Annotated in this window: 14 protein-coding genes; 3 read left to right on the top strand and 11 right to left on the bottom strand. The window is 65.1% G+C overall.

The annotated features are described in order from the left end of the window. Positions 1-335 precede the first annotated feature (335 nt). From ACYOEI_RS15925 to ACYOEI_RS15915, 3 genes are all read left to right on the top strand, one after another. Positions 336-1,439, top strand: coding sequence for a 3-isopropylmalate dehydrogenase (locus ACYOEI_RS15925; RefSeq protein WP_462850507.1), 1,104 nt, complete (start codon positions 336-338; stop codon positions 1,437-1,439). A 125-nt stretch (positions 1,440-1,564) separates the two neighbouring features. After that, positions 1,565-2,197: an HNH endonuclease gene (locus tag ACYOEI_RS15920; RefSeq protein WP_462850506.1), complete on the top strand. Its 633-nt coding sequence runs from the start codon at positions 1,565-1,567 to the stop codon at positions 2,195-2,197. Between the two features lie 150 nt (positions 2,198-2,347). Continuing rightward, a complete protein-coding gene (locus ACYOEI_RS15915) occupies positions 2,348-3,307 on the top strand; it encodes a DUF1559 family PulG-like putative transporter (protein ID WP_462850505.1) in 960 nt (319 codons plus the stop codon). A 498-nt stretch (positions 3,308-3,805) separates the two neighbouring features. On the opposite strand, the gene ACYOEI_RS15910 is transcribed toward ACYOEI_RS15915, so the two are convergent. The 11 genes from ACYOEI_RS15910 to amrB form a co-directional block, all read right to left on the bottom strand. Continuing rightward, positions 3,806-4,102: a ferredoxin family protein gene (locus ACYOEI_RS15910; RefSeq protein WP_462850504.1), complete on the bottom strand. Its 297-nt coding sequence runs from the start codon at positions 4,100-4,102 to the stop codon at positions 3,806-3,808. Between the two features lie 161 nt (positions 4,103-4,263). Then, positions 4,264-4,818 carry a peptidylprolyl isomerase gene (locus ACYOEI_RS15905; protein WP_462850717.1) on the bottom strand — a complete coding sequence of 185 codons (555 nt, stop codon included), beginning with the start codon at positions 4,816-4,818 and terminating at the stop codon, positions 4,264-4,266. 305 nt (positions 4,819-5,123) lie between these two features. Further along, entirely contained in the window at positions 5,124-5,915 is a 792-nt protein-coding gene (locus ACYOEI_RS15900) for a UDP-2,3-diacylglucosamine diphosphatase (protein WP_462850503.1), read from the bottom strand. Positions 5,916-5,976: 61 nt separating this feature from the next. Next, positions 5,977-10,380, bottom strand: a complete 4,404-nt coding sequence (locus tag ACYOEI_RS15895; protein WP_462850502.1) for a DEAD/DEAH box helicase — start codon at positions 10,378-10,380, stop codon at positions 5,977-5,979. 121 nt (positions 10,381-10,501) lie between these two features. Then, complete coding sequence (locus tag ACYOEI_RS15890) at positions 10,502-10,708, bottom strand: hypothetical protein (RefSeq protein WP_462850501.1); 207 nt, start codon at positions 10,706-10,708, stop codon at positions 10,502-10,504. Between the two features lie 95 nt (positions 10,709-10,803). Next, complete coding sequence (locus tag ACYOEI_RS15885) at positions 10,804-12,171, bottom strand: serine/threonine-protein kinase (protein ID WP_462850500.1); 1,368 nt, start codon at positions 12,169-12,171, stop codon at positions 10,804-10,806. A 202-nt stretch (positions 12,172-12,373) separates the two neighbouring features. After that, entirely contained in the window at positions 12,374-13,426 is a 1,053-nt protein-coding gene (locus ACYOEI_RS15880; RefSeq protein ID WP_462850499.1) for a PP2C family protein-serine/threonine phosphatase, read from the bottom strand. Positions 13,427-13,481: 55 nt separating this feature from the next. After that, positions 13,482-14,228 (bottom strand): PIG-L family deacetylase, encoded by a 747-nt coding sequence (locus ACYOEI_RS15875; RefSeq protein WP_462850498.1) that lies wholly within the window; start codon positions 14,226-14,228, stop codon positions 13,482-13,484. Positions 14,229-14,395: 167 nt separating this feature from the next. Continuing rightward, on the bottom strand, positions 14,396-15,637 hold the full coding sequence (gene cbiE / locus ACYOEI_RS15870) for a precorrin-6y C5,15-methyltransferase (decarboxylating) subunit CbiE (protein WP_462850497.1): 1,242 nt from the start codon (positions 15,635-15,637) through the stop codon (positions 14,396-14,398). A 156-nt stretch (positions 15,638-15,793) separates the two neighbouring features. Then, positions 15,794-16,672, bottom strand: coding sequence for an alpha/beta fold hydrolase (locus ACYOEI_RS15865; protein ID WP_462850496.1), 879 nt, complete (start codon positions 16,670-16,672; stop codon positions 15,794-15,796). Further along, positions 16,665-17,936, bottom strand: a complete 1,272-nt coding sequence (gene amrB, locus ACYOEI_RS15860; RefSeq protein WP_462850495.1) for an AmmeMemoRadiSam system protein B — start codon at positions 17,934-17,936, stop codon at positions 16,665-16,667. The genes ACYOEI_RS15865 and amrB overlap by 8 nt, the downstream gene beginning before the upstream one ends. Positions 17,937-18,211 lie beyond the last annotated feature (275 nt).

Genomic DNA, 18,211 nt, shown 5'->3' with positions numbered 1-18,211 from the left:
TACGATCGCCGTCGAATTTATTGAGAAACGCGCTAGGGTGCGACAGGCAACCGGAAGAAGAAAGGAAGCCCGGGGTGCCGCAGTTGGAGTCTTCGCTGACAAATTATGAGGGCATTCGGGGTCTTGTCAACGTAATTCTCCATCGACGGCGGCCTTTGTGTCGGACATTCAACCTCGGCGGCACACGGGTTACGCCCCCCGTCCGTGCTCGTGACGCTTGTCGCCTGCGCCCGGGACGGTTACAGTGGACTTTCGCCGGGCGAAGGGCGGGCCATGCCCCGGCGGACGTCGATCGCCCGCATTCGATTCCGAAGACGTTTCTGGCGGAGGCGGTTTTGCCCACGATCGGTGTGATTGCGGGAGATGGGGTCGGCCCTGAGGTGGTCCGCGAGGCTCTGGCGGTGCTTGCGGACGCGTCCGCGCCCGAAGGCTTCACTTACGAGACCGTGCCCTTCGACATCGGCGGCGAGCGTTACCTGAAGTCCGGCGAGATCCTCCCCGATCGCACGATCGACGATCTGAAACGCTGCGACGCGCTCCTGCTCGGCGCGGTGGGACATCCGGGCGTGGCGCCCGGGATCCTCGAGAAAGGCATCTTGCTCCGTCTTCGGTTCGAATTCCACCAATACATCAATCTTCGCCCCGTCCGCCTCTATCCCGGGGTCGAGACTCCTGTCAAAGGCAAGGGTCCCGAGGAGATCGACCTCGTCGTCGTCCGCGAGAACAACGAAGACCTCTATGTCGGCGCGGGGGGCTTTACCCGCAAGGGGACGCCCGAGGAAGTGGCGATCCAGACCTCGATCAACACGCGGGCCGGGGTCGAGCGCTGCCTTCGCTACGCGTTCGACCTGGCGAAGACGCGGGGCGAGTCCCGCCCCTTCCCCGGTTTGAGCGCCGAGGAACGCAGTCGAGGGCTCAAGGGGCAAGTGACCCTGGTCGCGAAGACAAACGTCCTCACCTTCGCCCACGACCTTTGGATGCGGGCCTTCACGGAAGTTTCTCGTGACTACCCCGAGATCAAGGCGGATTATCAGCACGTCGACGCTTGCTGCATGCGGATGGTCGTGAGTCCCGAGAGATTCGACGTGATCGCCACCACGAACATGTTCGGCGACATCATCACCGACCTCGGTGCCGTCCTCCAGGGCGGGATGGGGCTGGCCGCCTCGGGCAACCTCAACCCCTTGCGTACCGCGCCGAGCATGTTCGAGCCGGTCCACGGCTCGGCACCCGATATCGCCGGAAAGGGTATTGCCAACCCGATCGCCGCGATCCTCTCGGTTGCGATGATGCTCGACCATCTCAATATCCCCCGAGTCGCCGAACGGGTCCGTCGCGCCGCCGCGAGCGTGCTCGCGTCCGGGCCCAAGACCCCCGACCTGGGAGGGACCGCGAAAACGGCCGAAGTCGGCCGGGCGGTACGCGACGCCCTCCAGTAGGCGGAGCGGTCCCGGGCGGCAGCGGCAAGGGAAATCGCTCGAAACTTCGAGCTGATCGGTTCCGTTGCTTCGCTTTGCGTTCGCCCTGGACCCTTCAACTGCCCGCTCGGAGGAGAGACCCGCCCATGACCCTAGGCGCCAGTCACGCCCTCGACGCCAGCGTCCTCGTCCTGAACAAGTTTTACATGGCCGTCCATGTGATTTCGGTCCGGAGGGCATTCTGCCTGCTCTTCAAGGACCTGGCCGAGGTCATCACCCTCGACGACGGCCGTCACCTGTCGTTCAACTTCCAAAGCTGGCGCGAGGTCTCCCAGGCCCGCGCCCTCTTCAAGCATCCCGACGACGAGTTCATCCGAACCGTCCACTTCGAAATCCAGGTGCCGCGGGTCATCCGCCTCGTCACATACGACCGACTGCCCCGTCAAAAGGTCAAGTTCAACCGGCGCAACATCTTCGCCAGGGACTCCAATCGCTGCCAGTACTGCGGCAAGAGGTTCGCTACCAACGAGCTCAGCCTCGACCACGTCCTGCCGAGGAGTCGAGGCGGGCAGGCGAACTGGGAGAACATCGTCTGCGCCTGCCTGAAGTGCAACGTCCGCAAGGGGGGCCGGACCCCCTGGGAAGCCAACATGCGCCTGATCAAGGACCCGGTCCAGCCCAAGACCAGCCCGTCGTTGAGCCTCAAGCTCTCGCATCGCAAGTACCAGAGCTGGAAGACGTTCCTGGACAACGCCTACTGGTCGGTCGAGCTGAGGTGAAGTCGCGGGTGGGAGCCGGAACCCCCGGGTTCGGACCCTGGCTCCCAAGAATCGTTGAGAGAATGATAGCACTGATGACAGGCTTCGGTTATTGTTGACCTGGACTCCCTATCGATTCACCGTTCGGTCGTTTTTCCGAGGGAAGACCCAATGTGCCGGACCCTGAAGGATTGTCGATCCAGGGCGGGTTTCACGCTCATCGAGCTCTTGGTGGTAATCGCGATCATCGGCGTGCTCGTCGCCCTGATCATGCCCGCGGTCCAGCAGGCCCGCGAGGCGGCGAATCGAGCGAAATGCTTGAATAACCTCAAGCAACTGGGGCTTGCTGCGCAGGAATATCACGACAACTACAATTCGTTCCCCTCCGGCTGGTTCTGCTGCCCTCCGTACGGAACGACGGACCCGACGACCGGGCTCCCCTATCCGCTCTCGCAGATCGATGTGACCTATTGGAGCGGCCTCCCCTCCCTCTTGCTCAAGATGGAAGGGGTGAACCTCTACAACGAAATCAACTTCGCCCTGGCCACTTCGTCTCCTGGCAACATCACCTCCGTGCGCCGGACCGTGGATGGTTTCGTCTGCCCCTCCAACCGACGGGCGGCAACCGTCTCGGCCAGTAACCTCACGACCAATACGACGGGCACGGTCAAGTGGGGCCCGATGGATTACCGCGGCAACATGTCCGCCGGTTTCATCATGGACAACACCCAGAATCCGCCCGTCCCCACGACGAATCCCCCCTCCCCCATCCTCGACAACGGGATGACGTATCAGAATTCGCAGGTAGGCATGGCCGACATCTCCGACGGCACCTCCTCGACGATCTTGCTTGGCGAGACCTTGCAAGGGACCTGGCCCGACGCGACGAGCTGTTGCGTCCGGACCGACATGACCCGGACGCTCAACAAGCCCATCTCCGTCGCCAACCCGAATGGGACCGGCACGGTCAACTACTACACTTACTGGATGAGCAAGCACCCCGGCCTGGTCAACTTCGCCAATTGCGACGGCAGCGTCAGGACGATCAACAACCAGATCAACAAGGTCGTCCTCATCAAGCTCATGACCCGCAACGGTGGTGAGGTGATCTCTAGTGATGAGATGAAGTGACCTCGGGCTGACGAACGACGGGGTTTCTACCTCCGCGCGTCTCGTCTGTCGAACGCATGGTCTCTCTTCGATGCAACGGACGGAAGCCCTCGGCTCCGTCCGTTTGTTTTTTGATATCAGTAGAAATTTCGCCTGATATCCTTGCGGGGATGTCGACCTATTCACACGTCCGCCGTTGACCGTTCCACAGCCGTGTGGATCGTTTCTCGCTCGTGTGGGACGTGAGCTGACTCACCAACATCTAGGAGCGATCGGTCGACCGAATGACACCGAGACGTGGGATGTCGTTCGGGAGTACGATTCGCCGAATTGGTGTGGGAACGAGGGTGGGCGAGGTTGGTGAATCCGAGGGAGTGCGTTGTCTGGAGCCGATCACTGACGGGGTCGAAGGCTGGCGAAGGGCGCAAAAAACAACCCCAGTGGGACGTGCCTGGGGTCGAGAAAGCTCGGTTGCAGACCGTGGAAAAGCCGCGGTCGCTGGCCAACCCGCGATTTCGATCACTTGGCGGGCTTGCAGGCAGCGCCTTCAAGGGCCTTCTTCTTCTCGCTGATCACGGGGCTGCCCGGCGCCTCGTCGGCGTTGAGCTTGGTGAATTCTTTCCAATTGTCGGGGAGGTTGTCCTCGTGGAAAATCGCTTCCACCGGGCACTCGGGGACGCAGGCCTCGCAATCGATGCATTCTTCGGGGTGGATGTATAACATCTGCGCCCCTTCATAGAAGCAATCGACCGGGCAGACGACCACACAGTCGGTGTATTTGCAGTCGACGCAAGGCTCGGCGACGACGTGAGCCATTCAAGATCTCCTTAGAGGATACTCACTGTCCCAACAAATCGTGCGGTCAAGGCCGGAGGGGCTGCCACCGGGTGCGTGCGCAATTTTCGGCACCCAATCTTAATTCGTCTGATCGATCAGGTCAAGGGATCGATGCGGCGGCCGCTCCGGCCGAAATGTCGTCAGGACTTGGCTTTCCGCTTAGCGCTCTTGATGTAAACCGGCTTGACCGGTACATCCGACATCCCCGACTTCCGCCCGGTCGGCACCTGCGCGATGGCGTCGACGACGCTCAGGCCGTCGATCACTTTGCCGAAGACGGCATATCCGCCACCGAAATTGTCGAGCTTGGCGTTTTCGTCGTACCGGTTGAAGTAGAACTGTGAAGTGGCCGAGTTCGGGTCATTGGTGCGGGCCATGGCGATCGTCCCGCGCACGTTGCTCAGTCCGTTCCCCGCCTCGTTCTTGATCGGCGGATGGGTAGGCTTCTCTTGCATCGAGTCGGTGAATCCCCCCCCCTGGATCATGAAGTCGGAGATCACGCGATGGAAGATGGTTTTGTCGTAGAAGCCTTCGTCGACGTACTTGAGGAAATTCTCCACCGAGATCGGGGCCTTGGCCCGGTCGAGCTCGATGGTGATCTTCCCGAGCGTGGTGTCGAACACAACGACGGGCTTGTCGTCGGCGGGGGGCGCGGCGAACGTCTTGGTCGCCGACTGGGTGCCGACCGCCAGCATGGCCGCGAGGCCGAAGATGAAGTGAGATCGTCCTGGTGCCATGTTCCGCTCTCCTTGGTTTGAAACGCTCGTCACTCGCCCGAGTCGGGGGTGGGGTTCCAATCACCCCGAAGTCGGTTGGATCCGAATCCCCCGGGTGACTTCCGGAGACCCGGTCCCTCGCGACAGGAGGTCGTCCGAGTCCCGTTGTCGTCACGACGCCCCGAATCTAGCACAGGCTCGGGGCCTTTGAGTAGTTGCCGCAGACCCGTGAGCGAGGTGTTTTCGGCTCGGGGTCCGGTCGAAATCCCTGGCGAAGGTCGTGATCAACCCATCGCCGGGAACGGAACCGACGGGGTTGCCGACGCGGCCTGGGGGACGACTTCCTGCGGCGCCTCCTGAGGCCACCACTCGAGGCGGACGTCGCGACCTTTTACGGCGACGAATGGGCACGGGGGTGCTTCGGTCCAGGTGCCGCTGTTCAGGTATCGGACTCCGTCGATATCGGCTGTCAGGGGAAGGTGGGTGTGGCCGCAGGTCACGAAGCGAAATCCCCGGCTCTTGGCGTATTCGGACGCCCGACGCTCGATAAGCTGGCTGTTCCGCTGCCAACGCTTCGAGATCCGCCGAATCCAGCGCGAGGCTCGGTGGGGCATCCACTTCTGGATGTAGTAGAAGATGCCGCAACTGATCTCGGTGAGCCAGACGTACTGCGTGATGAAGGTGTCGAACTGGTCGCCGTGGAGGATCAGGAGCTCGACCTGGTCGTTCTTGTAGACATACTCGTCGAGGATATCGACACCGACGATGTGGCTGATGATATCGGCCGGGCCGTCGTGGTTGCCGCGGACCCAGACGAGCCGAAAATCGTCCCGGTCGGAGTTGCGCCGGATGACCTTGAGGCAGGCGAAGTGCCGCTTCGTCAGACGCTTGAAATTGAGGTCATCGAAGATGTCGCCGTTGATGACGAGCACTCGGGTTTGCAGAACGGCCCACTCCAGGAAGTCTTCGAGCAGCTTGGCCTGGCAGACGAGACTACCGAGATGGATGTCGCTGATCACGATGCAGTCGAAGCGCGGCTCGGTCGGGGTCGGTTCGGCCGGGAGATATTGGGTCATTCGCGCATTCCCATGGCTTGGGGAGACTTTGCGAACTCTCGGGGGTGGGTTCACTGGTCGCTTACCAACCGGCATAGTAGGCCATGCCGGGGTAGTCGCGGACGAATCCCAACTCGGCGAGCCAGGGGGCGGCGGGACTGGCGAGTGTCGCCGCCGTATTGTAACACTCAACCTTGAGGATGCGCCGCGAAGGCCCGGCCAGAGTCGGGAGCAGCACCAAGGCCGCTCGCAATTCGGCCTCCGAGGCGGAGGCCAGGCCGGTGAGTCGCTTGCCGAACGCCTCGATGATCAGGATCGGACGCCCGGCGGACAAGACCAGATAGTTTGCGCCCGAGCGAGGCAGGCGGGCGGTCCCCCCCTCCAGCAGGTCGATATCCAGGGGGGCGCCGGAGCCGTAAAGGTTTGCTGGGTCCAAGGTTGAGAGGAGTACCGGGGGCGTCTGACCGGGTCTTCCGGCCACATGCCGAGCGAGCTCCTCGGCGACCTCATCGGACGTAAACTGGACCCCCGAAAGCCCTTCAACGAAGTAGCCGCGACGCAACTCGCCCCGCAACTCGGCCCGGGACAACCAGGGGACTAGGTCACGCCACGCCGGTCCCGAGTGGTCGAGGGCAACCGTCTCTCGGCAGAGGATCCCGTACCGCTCGATCTGGACCTCGGCCCAGGCCAGCATCCCGGCCTCCTCGTCCCCGGAGGGAGGTGAGAAGGTGGACCAACGCCCTTCGGGCCGAGTGGTCGCCGACCTCCGGGGCGAAACGCGGCCAAGCCCGGCTCGACGCGCCCGAGCGTTCGCCGAGGTCAATGCCTCGAGCATGGCTCCCGAGCCGGCGCGGAGTGGATCGAACCGGTCGTTGGTGATCTCGCCTCGACGTACCAGCTTGTCGAGGGCCGTCCTCACCCGTGAAGGCTCGAGGCCGAGTACGCGGGCCAGGTCGGTCGCGAACGAGGCGCCCGAGTTGGTCAGCCGGTCCACCACGAGTTGTTCGTCGTCGGATCGGGGCGGCTCCTCACCTGGAGGGGGCCAAAGGCCGGCAAACTCGCGCCGGGCGAACGCGACGCGAGGATCCGCTTTGGCGTCTGCATGAGCACGCCAGAGCCAATGCCCCGAGGTCAGGGTGTCGTCGAGCCAGGCAGGGCGGTAGTCGGCGACTCGGCGAGGGAGGATCTCCGTTTCCCAGAGGTCGGCCGGGGCTGAGCATCCCTGGAGCTGTTCGAGGGCCAGTTCGAGCGCCGGGCGGCCCTCCCGACGCGTTTCCGGGTGGACGTGCTGTCGCCTGGCGACGAAGTCGGCGAACACCTCCGGGAGCACCGCCACGCTTTCCTGACGCTGCAAGGCGATCGAGAGTCGGCGGACATCTTCCAGGTTTCCTCGCTCGGCCCAGCGCGGCTCGTCAGACCCCTCCGAAGGGGCGAGCCGGACGAGGCCACCCGCCTCGGCCCAGCGTTCGAGCAACTCGGTCGCTCGCCCGGGTCCGATCGGATATCGCGCGGTGAGGTCGTCGAGGCCGATCAACGCATGAGTCCGGAGGAATCGTCGGACGATCGATTCCAGGGCCTCCTCGGCCGGTTTTCGGGCGAAGGCCGAGCGATACAACTCCTCCTCCTCGGCGCTGATCCATCGCGTCGGCTCGGGGGTGCCAGACAAGTTAATTGTCAGGGCACGACCGTCGGCCCGGAGCTCTTCAAGGAATCCGAGCATCGGGCCGGAGAGTTCATACGCGGTGAGATCACCGAGTCGCCTGAGGACTTCGGCCATCTCCTCGGCCGAGCGTGGGGGATGGCCGTGACCTCGCAGTCGGTCCTCAACGCGGCCGACCGCGTCGGGGTCGATCAACCGGTCGGCCACACCCGACCCGAGCAGCAAAGGGGCGAGGATATCCTCATCGACGAACGCGCGGCCCTTGGGGCGGTCGCCTCGGTTGGGCTCGTCCCACTGGTACAGATACTGGGACGTGAATCGGAAGATCAGGTCCGAGGCGAACGGAGAGGCCACTTCGCCTCGGCGGCTGACGATGCGGATCGTCTTGGTGGCGATCCCGCCGATGAACGAGCGAAGGCGAGTGAGGTCGAGGTCGTCGTCGAGGCACTCACGGTAGGTTTCGACCACGATCGGAAAGTCGGGGAACTTACGCACGACCTGGAGCAGGTCCTTCGCTCGAAGCCGCTGGAGCCAGAGTGGCGTGCGCTTGGCCGGGTCGGGGCGCGGCATGAGCAGGGCACGTCCCGCATTTTGACGGAACCGCAGTCCGAAGAGGGCGCTGTCGCCGAGCTCCTCGCGAATCAAGTCCTCGGCGATTTCGGGGGTGAGCCCTTCGAAAAGGTCGAGGGGGGGCTCGTCGATCCCGGGGAGTCGGATCAGGAGCCCTTCGTCGCCGTGGAGGCACGCGACGGAGATGCCCAACCGCTGGCGGAGCCTTGCCAGGAAGACGAGCTTCAGGGCCGAGTGGAGTTTGCCCCCGAATGGAGTGAGCACCGCCAGGCCGACTTCGCCCGCGGGGTCGCGGAACGACTCGATCACGACCGTACGATCGTCGGGGACCGCGCCGGCGACCTGGATCTGTCGACTTACGTAGTCGCGCAGCCTCCGGGCTGCGGCACGATCGAGCCGGCACTCGGATCGGAGCCAGTCGAGGACCTTGGGGTCGTCGCGCCGTTCGGAGAGTTCCCGGCAGAGGACGCCCACGGCCTCGCCGAGCTCGGGGCTCCGGGGTGAGTCCTCCCCTCGCCAGAACGGCATCATGGCCGATTGGCCCTCGGCGCGGGAGACGAGGACGCGGAGCGGCTCGATCGCATCGATTTGCCAGGTTGCCGTGCCGAGCACGAAGGTCCCGCCGACGCGCTGTTCGAGCACGAATTCCTCGTCGAGCTCGCCGAGTCGAGGCCCTCCATCCCCGAGGTAGACCGGGTATTGCCCTGTGTCGGGGATCGTCCCTCCGCCGGTCACCGCCAGCCTCGCGGTCCCGGGTAACGCCTGGAGGCGGTTATGGACCCGGTCCCATCCGACCCTGGCCCGGAGGTCGCGGAACGTTTCCGTCGGGAACCGCCCCGAGATCATCTTGAGGACGCTCTCGAAGGCCTGCGGCGTGAGGTTTCGATAGGGATAGGCGGCCCGGATCATGTCGAAGAGTGCGGGGACCTCCCAACGATCCATCGCCACGCTCGCGATGACCTGCTGAGCGAGGACGTCGAGGCAGCCGGTCGGGACGCGAAGGGCTTCGACCTCGCCTCGGAGCATCGCTCGGCAGAGGGCCGCGGACTCGAGCAGGTCACTCGACGTCTTCGCGATCATCCGCCCCTTGCTCACCTGGCCGACGAGGTGGCCCGCCCGGCCCACGCGTTGGAGGCCTCGCGAGACGCTGCCCGGCGACTCGACCTGACAGACGAGGTCGACGGCTCCCATGTCGATGCCCAACTCGAGGGACGCCGTGGCGACGACCGCCTTGAGCTCGCCTTCCTTCAAGGCCTCTTCGGTCGTGCGACGCTCCTCGATGCTCAGGCTACCGTGATGCGACTTCGCCAGGACCTGGGCCGAGTCCTTGGCGCCGTCTCCCTCCGCCTGCTCATTGAGATGGGCGGTGAGGCGCTCGACGACCCGGCGATTGTTGGCGAAGACGATCGTCGAGCGATGGGCTCGGATCAGCGCGAGGAGTTGGCCCTCGATCGCCGGCCAGATCGACCCCGCCGTCGGGGGTGCCGAGCGGTCTGACGGGACGAGGACCTCAAGGTCGAACTCCTTGCGCCGACCCGTATCGACGATGGTCACCGGCCTCGACTCGAGCCGCACCTCGCCCTGGCCGCCCTTGACCTTCCGAAGTCCTCCCAGGTAGCGGGCCACTTCGTCGAGCGGTCGCTGAGTTGCCGAGAGTCCGACGCGGACGAAGCCATCGGGGTTGATTGCCTCGAGCCGTTCGAGCAACAGGGCCAGGAAGACGCCTCGTTTGTTGGGGCAGAGCGCATGAATTTCGTCGATGATCACATGAGAGACCGAGCGCAGTGTGTCTCGGGCCCGGCTCGTGAGCATCAGGTGGAGCGACTCGGGCGTCGTGATCAGGATGTCCGGAGGCTTCCGGACCATCCGGGCCCGGTCGGCCGCCGGCGTGTCGCCGCTTCGCACGGCGACTTCCAGCCTCGACAAAGATGTCCCCGAGGCTTTCGACGTTTCGAGGATCCCTTCGAGAGGGAGTCTGAGGTTTCGAGAGACGTCCTGGTTGAGCGCCTTGAGCGGCGAAATGTAAAGGATGCGGACGCCTGCCGCCTTCCTCGGGACTCGCCAGAGGTGGTCCAGGCACGCGAGGAAGGCCGCGAGGGTCTTCCCCGATCCGGTCGGGGCGAAGATCAGGGTGTTCTGGCCCGACGCGATCGCGGGCCATCCCAGCTGTTGTGGAGGGGTCGGGGCCCCGAAGGTGGCGCGGAACCACGAGGCGACGACGGGCAGCAGTCCGTCCAGTCCGTCGTTGCCAGGCATGGAAAAAGGCGTGCCCCCTCGCCCCGGAGATCACCTGAACAGACCTACCCAAGATTGTGTCGGACGGACGACACCCTTGGCAAGATCGATCTCCGGGCGGGCGTTCCGGTTGTAAAAAGGCTCAAGCTTTGCAATCCGCGGATTCGTCGTCCGAGAGGGCACGGTCGATGAGCCCTCGGAGGATCTGGGCGATGCTCTCTCGGCGACGTTTCGACAGCTCTAACAAGGCGTTGGCCCGATTCGCCGAGAGCAGGAGCCCGATCTCGACCACGTCACCACAAGGAAGGTTGCTGGCTTTGGAGGCATTCAAGCTTTGAAAGGGAGCCATGTGAGGAAGGTCCTCGTCCATTTCTTACGGAAGAATGGCGCAGTCCTGGCGTGCGGGATTGGTGGAAGCAAATCCCGGGCCGGGGCTCGGCCTTCTTAGCGGATCAGCGTGATCGCCAGGATGGCAAGGACGCCGAGGAGGACGGCGATCGCGATGAAGTGAATCAGCCAGCGCGAGTCGTTGTCCGCTCGGCTTCCCAGCGAGGGGGGCGCGACTTCCTGGCGGTCGACCGTGACGATTACGGCCTTCACCGGTGCCGGCGGTGGCCGGTGCATGGGGGCGAGGGCGGGCTCCGCGTTGCCGAGGTCGCGGAGTGACAGGGAAGAGGCCGCCGACCCCTCTTCATCGGCGAGGAGGCGGAGGTCGTCGTCCTCGAGCTCGGGGGGAGGGGGTCGAAAGGCCCGGGCCGCCTCCGCTTCGCTGCCCAGGATCGCGCGGACCTTCTCCGGGTCGGTCCAGCGGACGAGGTCGGCCCGGAGCTCGGGGCAGGTCTGGTAGCGGTCGTCGGGGACCTTCGCCATCAGCTTGCGGACGATCGCCGCGAACGCCGACGGGACGCCGCGGGCGACCCGTTCGAGCGGCTCGGGGTCCTCCATCCGTTGCTTGAAGATCTTATTGACGACGTCCCCCCCCTCGAAAGGCGCGCGGCCTGAGAGGGTGAAGTAGAGGGTACACCCGACGCTATAGAGGTCGCTACGGCGGTCGGCCTGCGCCGCGTTCCCGAGCTGCTCGGGACTCGCATAGTCGAGGGTTCCCACGACGAGATTCGGCTGGGTCAGCGGGCTTTCTTCGCCTTGAAGGCGTGCCAGGCCGAGGTCGAGGATCTTCGCGTCCCCATCGGGGGTGATCATGATGTTCGAGGGTTTGATGTCGCGGTGGATCAGGCCGGTCTCGTGGGCCGCGTTGAGGCCGTCGAGGACCTTGAGGAAGAATCGCGCGGTGTCCGGAACTCGGAGTGGCCCCCCCTGCTCCGATTTGACCGCCTGATACAGGCTCTCGCCGGGGATGTACTCGAGGATCATGAAGTAGACGTCGCCTTCGTTGCCGACGTCGATCGTGCGCGCGAGGTTCGGGTGGTTCGCTCGCCGGGACAGCTCCATCTCGCGACGGAACCGCAGGAGGGCCTGGCGCTCTTCGGCAGCCTTCCTCGGGGGGAGGACCTTGATCGCCACCCGTTGGCTGTCGCGTTCGCTGGAGGCGAGGAAGACTTTCCCCATCCCCCCCTCGCCGAGCGGGCGGAGGATTCGATACCCGCCGAGGAAAAACCCCCGAGTCGCTCCGGCGAGCAGCTTGCGGGCCTGATAGGGCGTCAAGGCTTTCTGCTGGATCAGGAGCCGGGCGAGCCGGGCGGCGGCGTCCGACGAGGGTGACTTCGGAACCGAGGAATGGGCCTGGGCCAGGGCGTCGGGCGTGACCAAGCCGCTCTTGGCGACGTTCGCCAGGAAGTCGTCAAGCCTTGGCATGCACAGGCCCCTCGGGTCGTCCCGCGTCACTCCGAGTCACGATCCGAGGAGACATCAGCTGATCGGATCCATCGACTTCGAAGAGTGCCTGCCGCATCGGTTGTCGGGGCACTCGAATCGTCTCCACATCCTTCGGGCCGAGGGGGACGGTCGGCTATCCGATCCGGCGAGGGGGGCGGGTCTGAAGGCTCGGAGCCGTCAGTCATAACGTCGGCTGTTCGATCTCGCTCACGACATGGATGACCAGGCTCGTGATGTTGTCCTTGGAGTCGTTGGCCAGGGCCCGGTCGACCAGGGCTCGGGCGGCTCGCTGAGGGTCGTCGAAGTCGCCGAGCAGCCGCGCCAGCTCGTCGTCGCGGACGACTCCGGTCAATCCGTCGCTGGCCAGCAAGAAGCGGTCGCCGGGCAGGACATCGAGGACCTTGACATCTTCCGGCCCGCCGCGTGCATCCTTGCTGCCCAGATATAAGTAAAGCACATTCTTGAACTTGTGGTGGGCCACTTCGTCCTTCGAGATCGTCCCGGCCTCCTCGAGCGCGTCGGCCAGCGAGTGGTCCTTGGTCATCTGCTCGAGCTGCCCGTCTCGCAGTCGGTAGGCGCGAGAGTCGCCGATGCCGGCGAGGAAGACGCGATCGTTGCGGAAGAGGGCGAGGACGACAGTCGTGCCCATGTTCGAGTAGGCGGCGACGGCCCCCGAGCAGCCGAGGATCTCCTGGTTGGCCTCGGCGACGGCGTCTCGGATCAGGCGCTGGACCGCGCGAGGGTCGACGACATTCGGGGCGAGCCTGCGGGTGATTGCCTTGGGGATGATCTCGACGGCCATCATACTGGCCTGCTCGCCGGCCTGCTGACCCCCCATCCCATCGGCGACGATGAACACGACGTTCGAGGGATCGAAAGACGACGTCGACTCTTCGGATGTCCCTTCCGCCGCCGCGGTGACGCTCGCCGTCGGGACGGGGCCGACGGCCGGGGTCCCGTTATTCCTTACGGACCCGGGGGCGTCGAACCGTACCGAGGCCCGTCCGGGGACGAAGTAGTTGTCCTCGTTATGTTCGCGATAATGACCGACGGTCGAGACGACGCCCGCGCGGAGCTTGAGGGCGCCGGAGTAGAGCGTGAGCGCGGCGGGAGTTGCCGAGTCGTCCGACGCCCCTCGATCTCGGGGCGTCGGGCCCGTGCCGAAGAGGTACTGCATCAGGTTCCTCAGGCGCGATAGCCAGCTCACCTCGTTCGCCTTCTTTCCAACGGACACCGTGAACCCACCCTCGCCGCCCCAGCCCGTCGCGTTCGGCTCGTCGCAACAGCGTTCATGTCCGGGCGTGCGCAGGGCTCGCCCAGCGCATCAGGTCGTCGATCCCGACCGCTCGGTAAGTCATGAACACCTCGCCCGCCTCGAAGCCCGCCGTCAACCCCTGGTAACGATTCATGGATTCGACGGCGCCGAAGATCCCCACCTTGGCCGCCGGGAATTGCGTCTCGTAACAGCGGATCGCGTCCAACTTCACGGCGAGCGTGCTGCCGATATCAGCCACGAAGTGGCCCATCGAGTCGGCCAGGTTCAAGCCGTGGAGCGCGATCGTGAACGCGAGCTGATTGCTGACCGTGTGGACTGGCAACCCGTCGAAGTGCTCATCCCATTTCGTCAAGCGGCTGTAAAAGACCGCCGCGTCGGTGATCAGCATCGCCTGGTAGTGGTCGGGCGACGCGAGCACGGTCTTGCCGCCGAACCCGAGCACGACCTTGGGTCGATACCGTCGGAAGACTTTGGCCAGGGCGATCCTCGACTCGAAGTTATCGAAGAGTCGCCGGTTCGGGAGGTTGAGGTTGATCCGCACCGAGACCCCGAGAACCTCGGCGGCCCGTCGCGCTTCCTCGAGGCGAACATCCGGTCCCGGGGAGAGCGGGGTCGGCTCTCCGTCGGTCAGGTCCACGATACCGACTCGGTACCCTTTCCGGGCGAGACGGGCCAACGTCCCGCCGCAAGCGATCTCCACGTCGTCGGGATGAGCGCCTACGGCGATCAAGTCCAGATCAATGTCGCTGGACTCGGACATACACGACCTTTGCCACAAGGCGCCGGGACTAGGGACTGCCAACCTACTCGAGTCGAATCCAACTCGAGTATACCTGCCGCCGGGAGGCTCTCACAACCGACGGGTCTCAATCAAGGGGGAAATCGAGAATGGAGCCTGCGATCCTTGGCGGCTTCCGAAGGATCCGGTCAGTCGTTCTCGTCGGGATGCTTGGTGACGGCGAGGAGGAACGTGGGATTGATGGACTCGAATCGCATGCGGTCCATCTGCTCAATCCCCCGAGCGATCGCGATATTCCAGACCCGGACGTCTCCCGCGAGTCGCTTCAAGGTCTCGTGCGCGGTGGCCAGGCTGTCGATGGTCGCGACGTTCACCGCAAGCCGCCCTCCGGAGCCGAGACGGGCATAGGAGGCGCTCAGGACCAACCCGACCTGCCGGCCGGTCCCCCCGACGAAGATCGCGTCGGGTTCCGGCAGCGAGGAGAGGACGTCGGGGGCCAGGCCCACAACCGTCCGGAGATTCGGCACGCCGAAGGCCTCGGCGTTGGCCTGGATCAGGGCGACGTCGGTCGCCTCGGGCTCGATCGCGTAGACCATCCCTTGATAGGCCAACTGGGCCGCCTCGATGGCGACCGAGCCCGAGCCCGCCCCGATGTCCCAGACGACGCTGGTGGGGCGGATGTCGAGCTGGGCCAGGGCGATCGAACGGACCTCGGCCTGGGTGATGAGGCCACGTTTCGGCAGCGACTGCGCGAAGGCGTCGTCGGCGTTACCGAAGAGGCGATGGCGGCTGGCCCGGCTGGCCTGGTCGGGCCGATTCGGCTTGCGGACCAGGATCATGACGTTGAGTGGGTCGAACTCGAGGGTCGCCAGGTCGGCGAGCTCCGACTGCGTGACTCGCTCGTCGGGAGACCCGAGGTTCTCGCAGACGTACGCCCGGAAGTAGTCGATCCCGCGATCGAGCAAGGCCCGAGCCAGCCGGCTCGGCGGGTGTTCGTCGCTCGAGAACAGCCCAACCTTCTCGGCCGTGCGAATCCGGTCGACGATGTCTTCCAGGGGCCGTCCGGCGAGGCTCGTCAGGTAGGCGTCTTCCCAGCTCTCCTTGACCCTCGCGAAAGCCAGTTGCATGCTGCTGACGTGGGGGATGACCTCGAACTGGTCCTTGCCGAGGCGGTCGCAGAGATACCGGGCGACACCATAGAAGAGCGGGTCGCCGCCGCTGACCAGGACGGGGCGCCGGGCATTGAGCGCCTCGCGGACCTGCTTCAGGGCGGAGGGCATCTCGGGGTCGAGGGGAATCTTTTCCGGAGAAGTCCCTTCGAGGAGTCGCAGGGTCGCCGGGGCCCCGAGGATTACGTCGGCCTCGTTGAGGATCCGACGCGCCGACTCGGTCATGCCGGCGAGCCCGTCATCGCCGATCCCCACAATCACCAACTTCGATCGCGCGGCGGCCAAAGTCCATGTCCCCGAGGGGGCCGCTGTCGTCCTCGCGAGACGCTCACGAGGGGCAACCGGCCGGTCGCCTCGTATTGTACAACGGGGGTCGACCCTCGGGATAGATCGGCCGACCTCCGCCGGAAGCGGAGATCAATGACCGGAGTTGCCCGGATCGAACCAGTCCCCGACCATCGCCGCCAAAGCTTCGGGATGGGTGTAATGGGGCTGATGCCCGACCCCGGGCCAGAGTCGCCCCCGAGCGCCCGGCAGCTTGGCGATCAACTCGTCGAAGTGAGGACGACCGACGATCCGGTCGTCGTCCCCCTGGATGAGCAGAAGCTCGTTGGGGATCTCGCCGAGGACCGGCCTGAGGTCGAGACGCGAGACCAGGTCGAGCCGTTGCGAAAGCGAAGCAATCGGCGTCAGCCCGTTCTGCTCGAGATAGAAGGACCACAAGTCGGCCTGCCCGTTCGGGAAGTGCCGCTTGCTCGAGATCGCCAGCGCCTGGTTCCGGAACGGCAGACGCGCCGAGGTGCCCGGAAGCCGTCTCCCTAACAGCAGGGCCATTCGCTCGGCCGCGCTGAAGCGCCGATGAGCGAAGCCCCCTTGCAACGCGGCCCTGGGGAACAATTCGGGTCGTCGATGCAGGGCACTCAGGGTGATCGTCGTGCCGAACGAGAGCCCGAAGAGGTAGGCACGATCGCCTTCGAGGTGGTTCACGAGGCCGAAGACGTCGTCGACGAGGTCGTCGTGCGTGATCCTCGCGAGGTCGGCTCGGTCGCCGGGATGCTCGCCGGGGTAGTCGTAGATGACCGTCCGGAAACGACTGGCGAGTCGCCGGAGGGTCGGGGCATACCCCCGATAGGTCGCGGCGATGCCCGGGATCAGGACGAGGAGCGGGCCGTGCCCGAGGGTCCGATACCGGAGGTTGTAACGAGGGCCTCGCCACTCGCCGACCTCGGCCTCGGTGTCGTATTCGGCAACTTCCCGGGGGAAGTCGAGGGGGACTTGCGGTCCGTTCTCAAGCACAGGCGGCGCCCCCGGTCTCGGCCGACTCTTCGAGGTCGAAGGCGAGGCTGGCGAAGCTCACGCAGCATGTCCCGCGGTCGTCGACGGCCTGATTGTATTTGAGCACGCGCCCTCGCGCCGGTCCCATCGCGTGGAGCATGGTATAGGTCGCCGCCAGGCCGCAGACCCGAAGGCGGTTCCCGATCCCGGCGGCCTTGCCGAACCAGCCCGAAGGGTTATTCGCCGAGGCATGGTCGAGCATTTCCTCGTCGAACGCGCGGACCTTATCGAGTGTCGCGACGTTCAGGTGGTCGGGGTCGCCGAACTCCGGGCCGACGTGGCAAAGATCGACCCCGCCGATGTAGACGACTCGCTTGCCGCTCGTCGCCTCGGCTGCGCGGAGCGCCTCGATGAACCGACGGACTTCGTCCGTTGCGATCGGGTCGGTCCCGCTGACCATCAGGTCGTGAAACGAGCCGACGAGTATCGGCACGATCGAGAAGTCGCGGCGGCCGCCCAGCAGATACTGGAGGAAAACGACCTGGAACTCGATCGAGTGCTCTTGGCGATGGGCCAGCTCGTCCTCGAAGAGGTCATGCCCGGCCAACGCGGCGATCCGACCGACGTAGTCCTGGTCGGTCGGTGCGATACCGAGAGGGGTCCCGAAGTCCTTGGTCGTCAGAGCGAACCGATTGCGGCAATGCTGGTGGGCCACGCCGAGGATCACGAACGTATCGGCCTCGGAACGCTCGATTAGCTCGCGGTAGGACCAGGTGTAGACCGGCCCTCCTCGGTGGAAGTCGATGTGAGGGCTGAGGATCCCTCGGAGCCGCCGGGAGGGCTTGGAAGGCTCTGGCCGAGGGAGACCGGATCCTTCGGCGTGGGCGAAGATACGTCCCAACTGGGCACGGAGGGCACGCTCCGAGCCGGCGTACGATCGGCCGGCGAGCGCGGCGGGCCGGAGTCGGCATTCGCGATAAGCGGCGCGGAAGGCATCGAACGTGGGCCCGTCGAGCGCCATCGCAACGTCGAGCCGGGTGACGAGATCCTCGAGCGTCTTGAGGCCGATCCACTCCCCGGTCTCTCGGACGATCCTGGCCTGAATCTCCGAGAGCGAGGTCTTTCCGTCGAAGAAGCGGACGACGCGCTCGAAGCTCTCGATCGGGATCAGGACCGGATCGGTGAAGACCCCGAGCGGATCTTCGAGCGCGACATAGACGATCCCCTTGTGCTCGAGCCTTCGCGCCGAGAGGGGACGAAGCCTGGGACGGTCGAGGGTCGCCATGCCGATTTCCTGGGCATTCGGGCTCGAAGCTGGAGCCCGGGCTTCACCGCCCGAGCAACGCATCGAGGCTCGTCGCTCCAATTGTCTCGGCGGCCCGAAAACCCGTCAAGCCGTCAATCTCGGGCCCCGGGGAGGCAAGGCGATCAGGGGGAGGGGCCAGGCCGGAGGGGCGATCTCTCGGATCGGTTGCGGTTGCATATCGGAAGTCCTCCGCGACGTGGATGAACGTCTCGATCGTGTTGAATGAGCCTTGCCGAATACGCACCTGAGGCGAT

It is taken from the genome of Singulisphaera rosea, from assembly GCF_054877945.1.
This window is presented reverse-complemented; position numbering and strand designations above follow the sequence as displayed.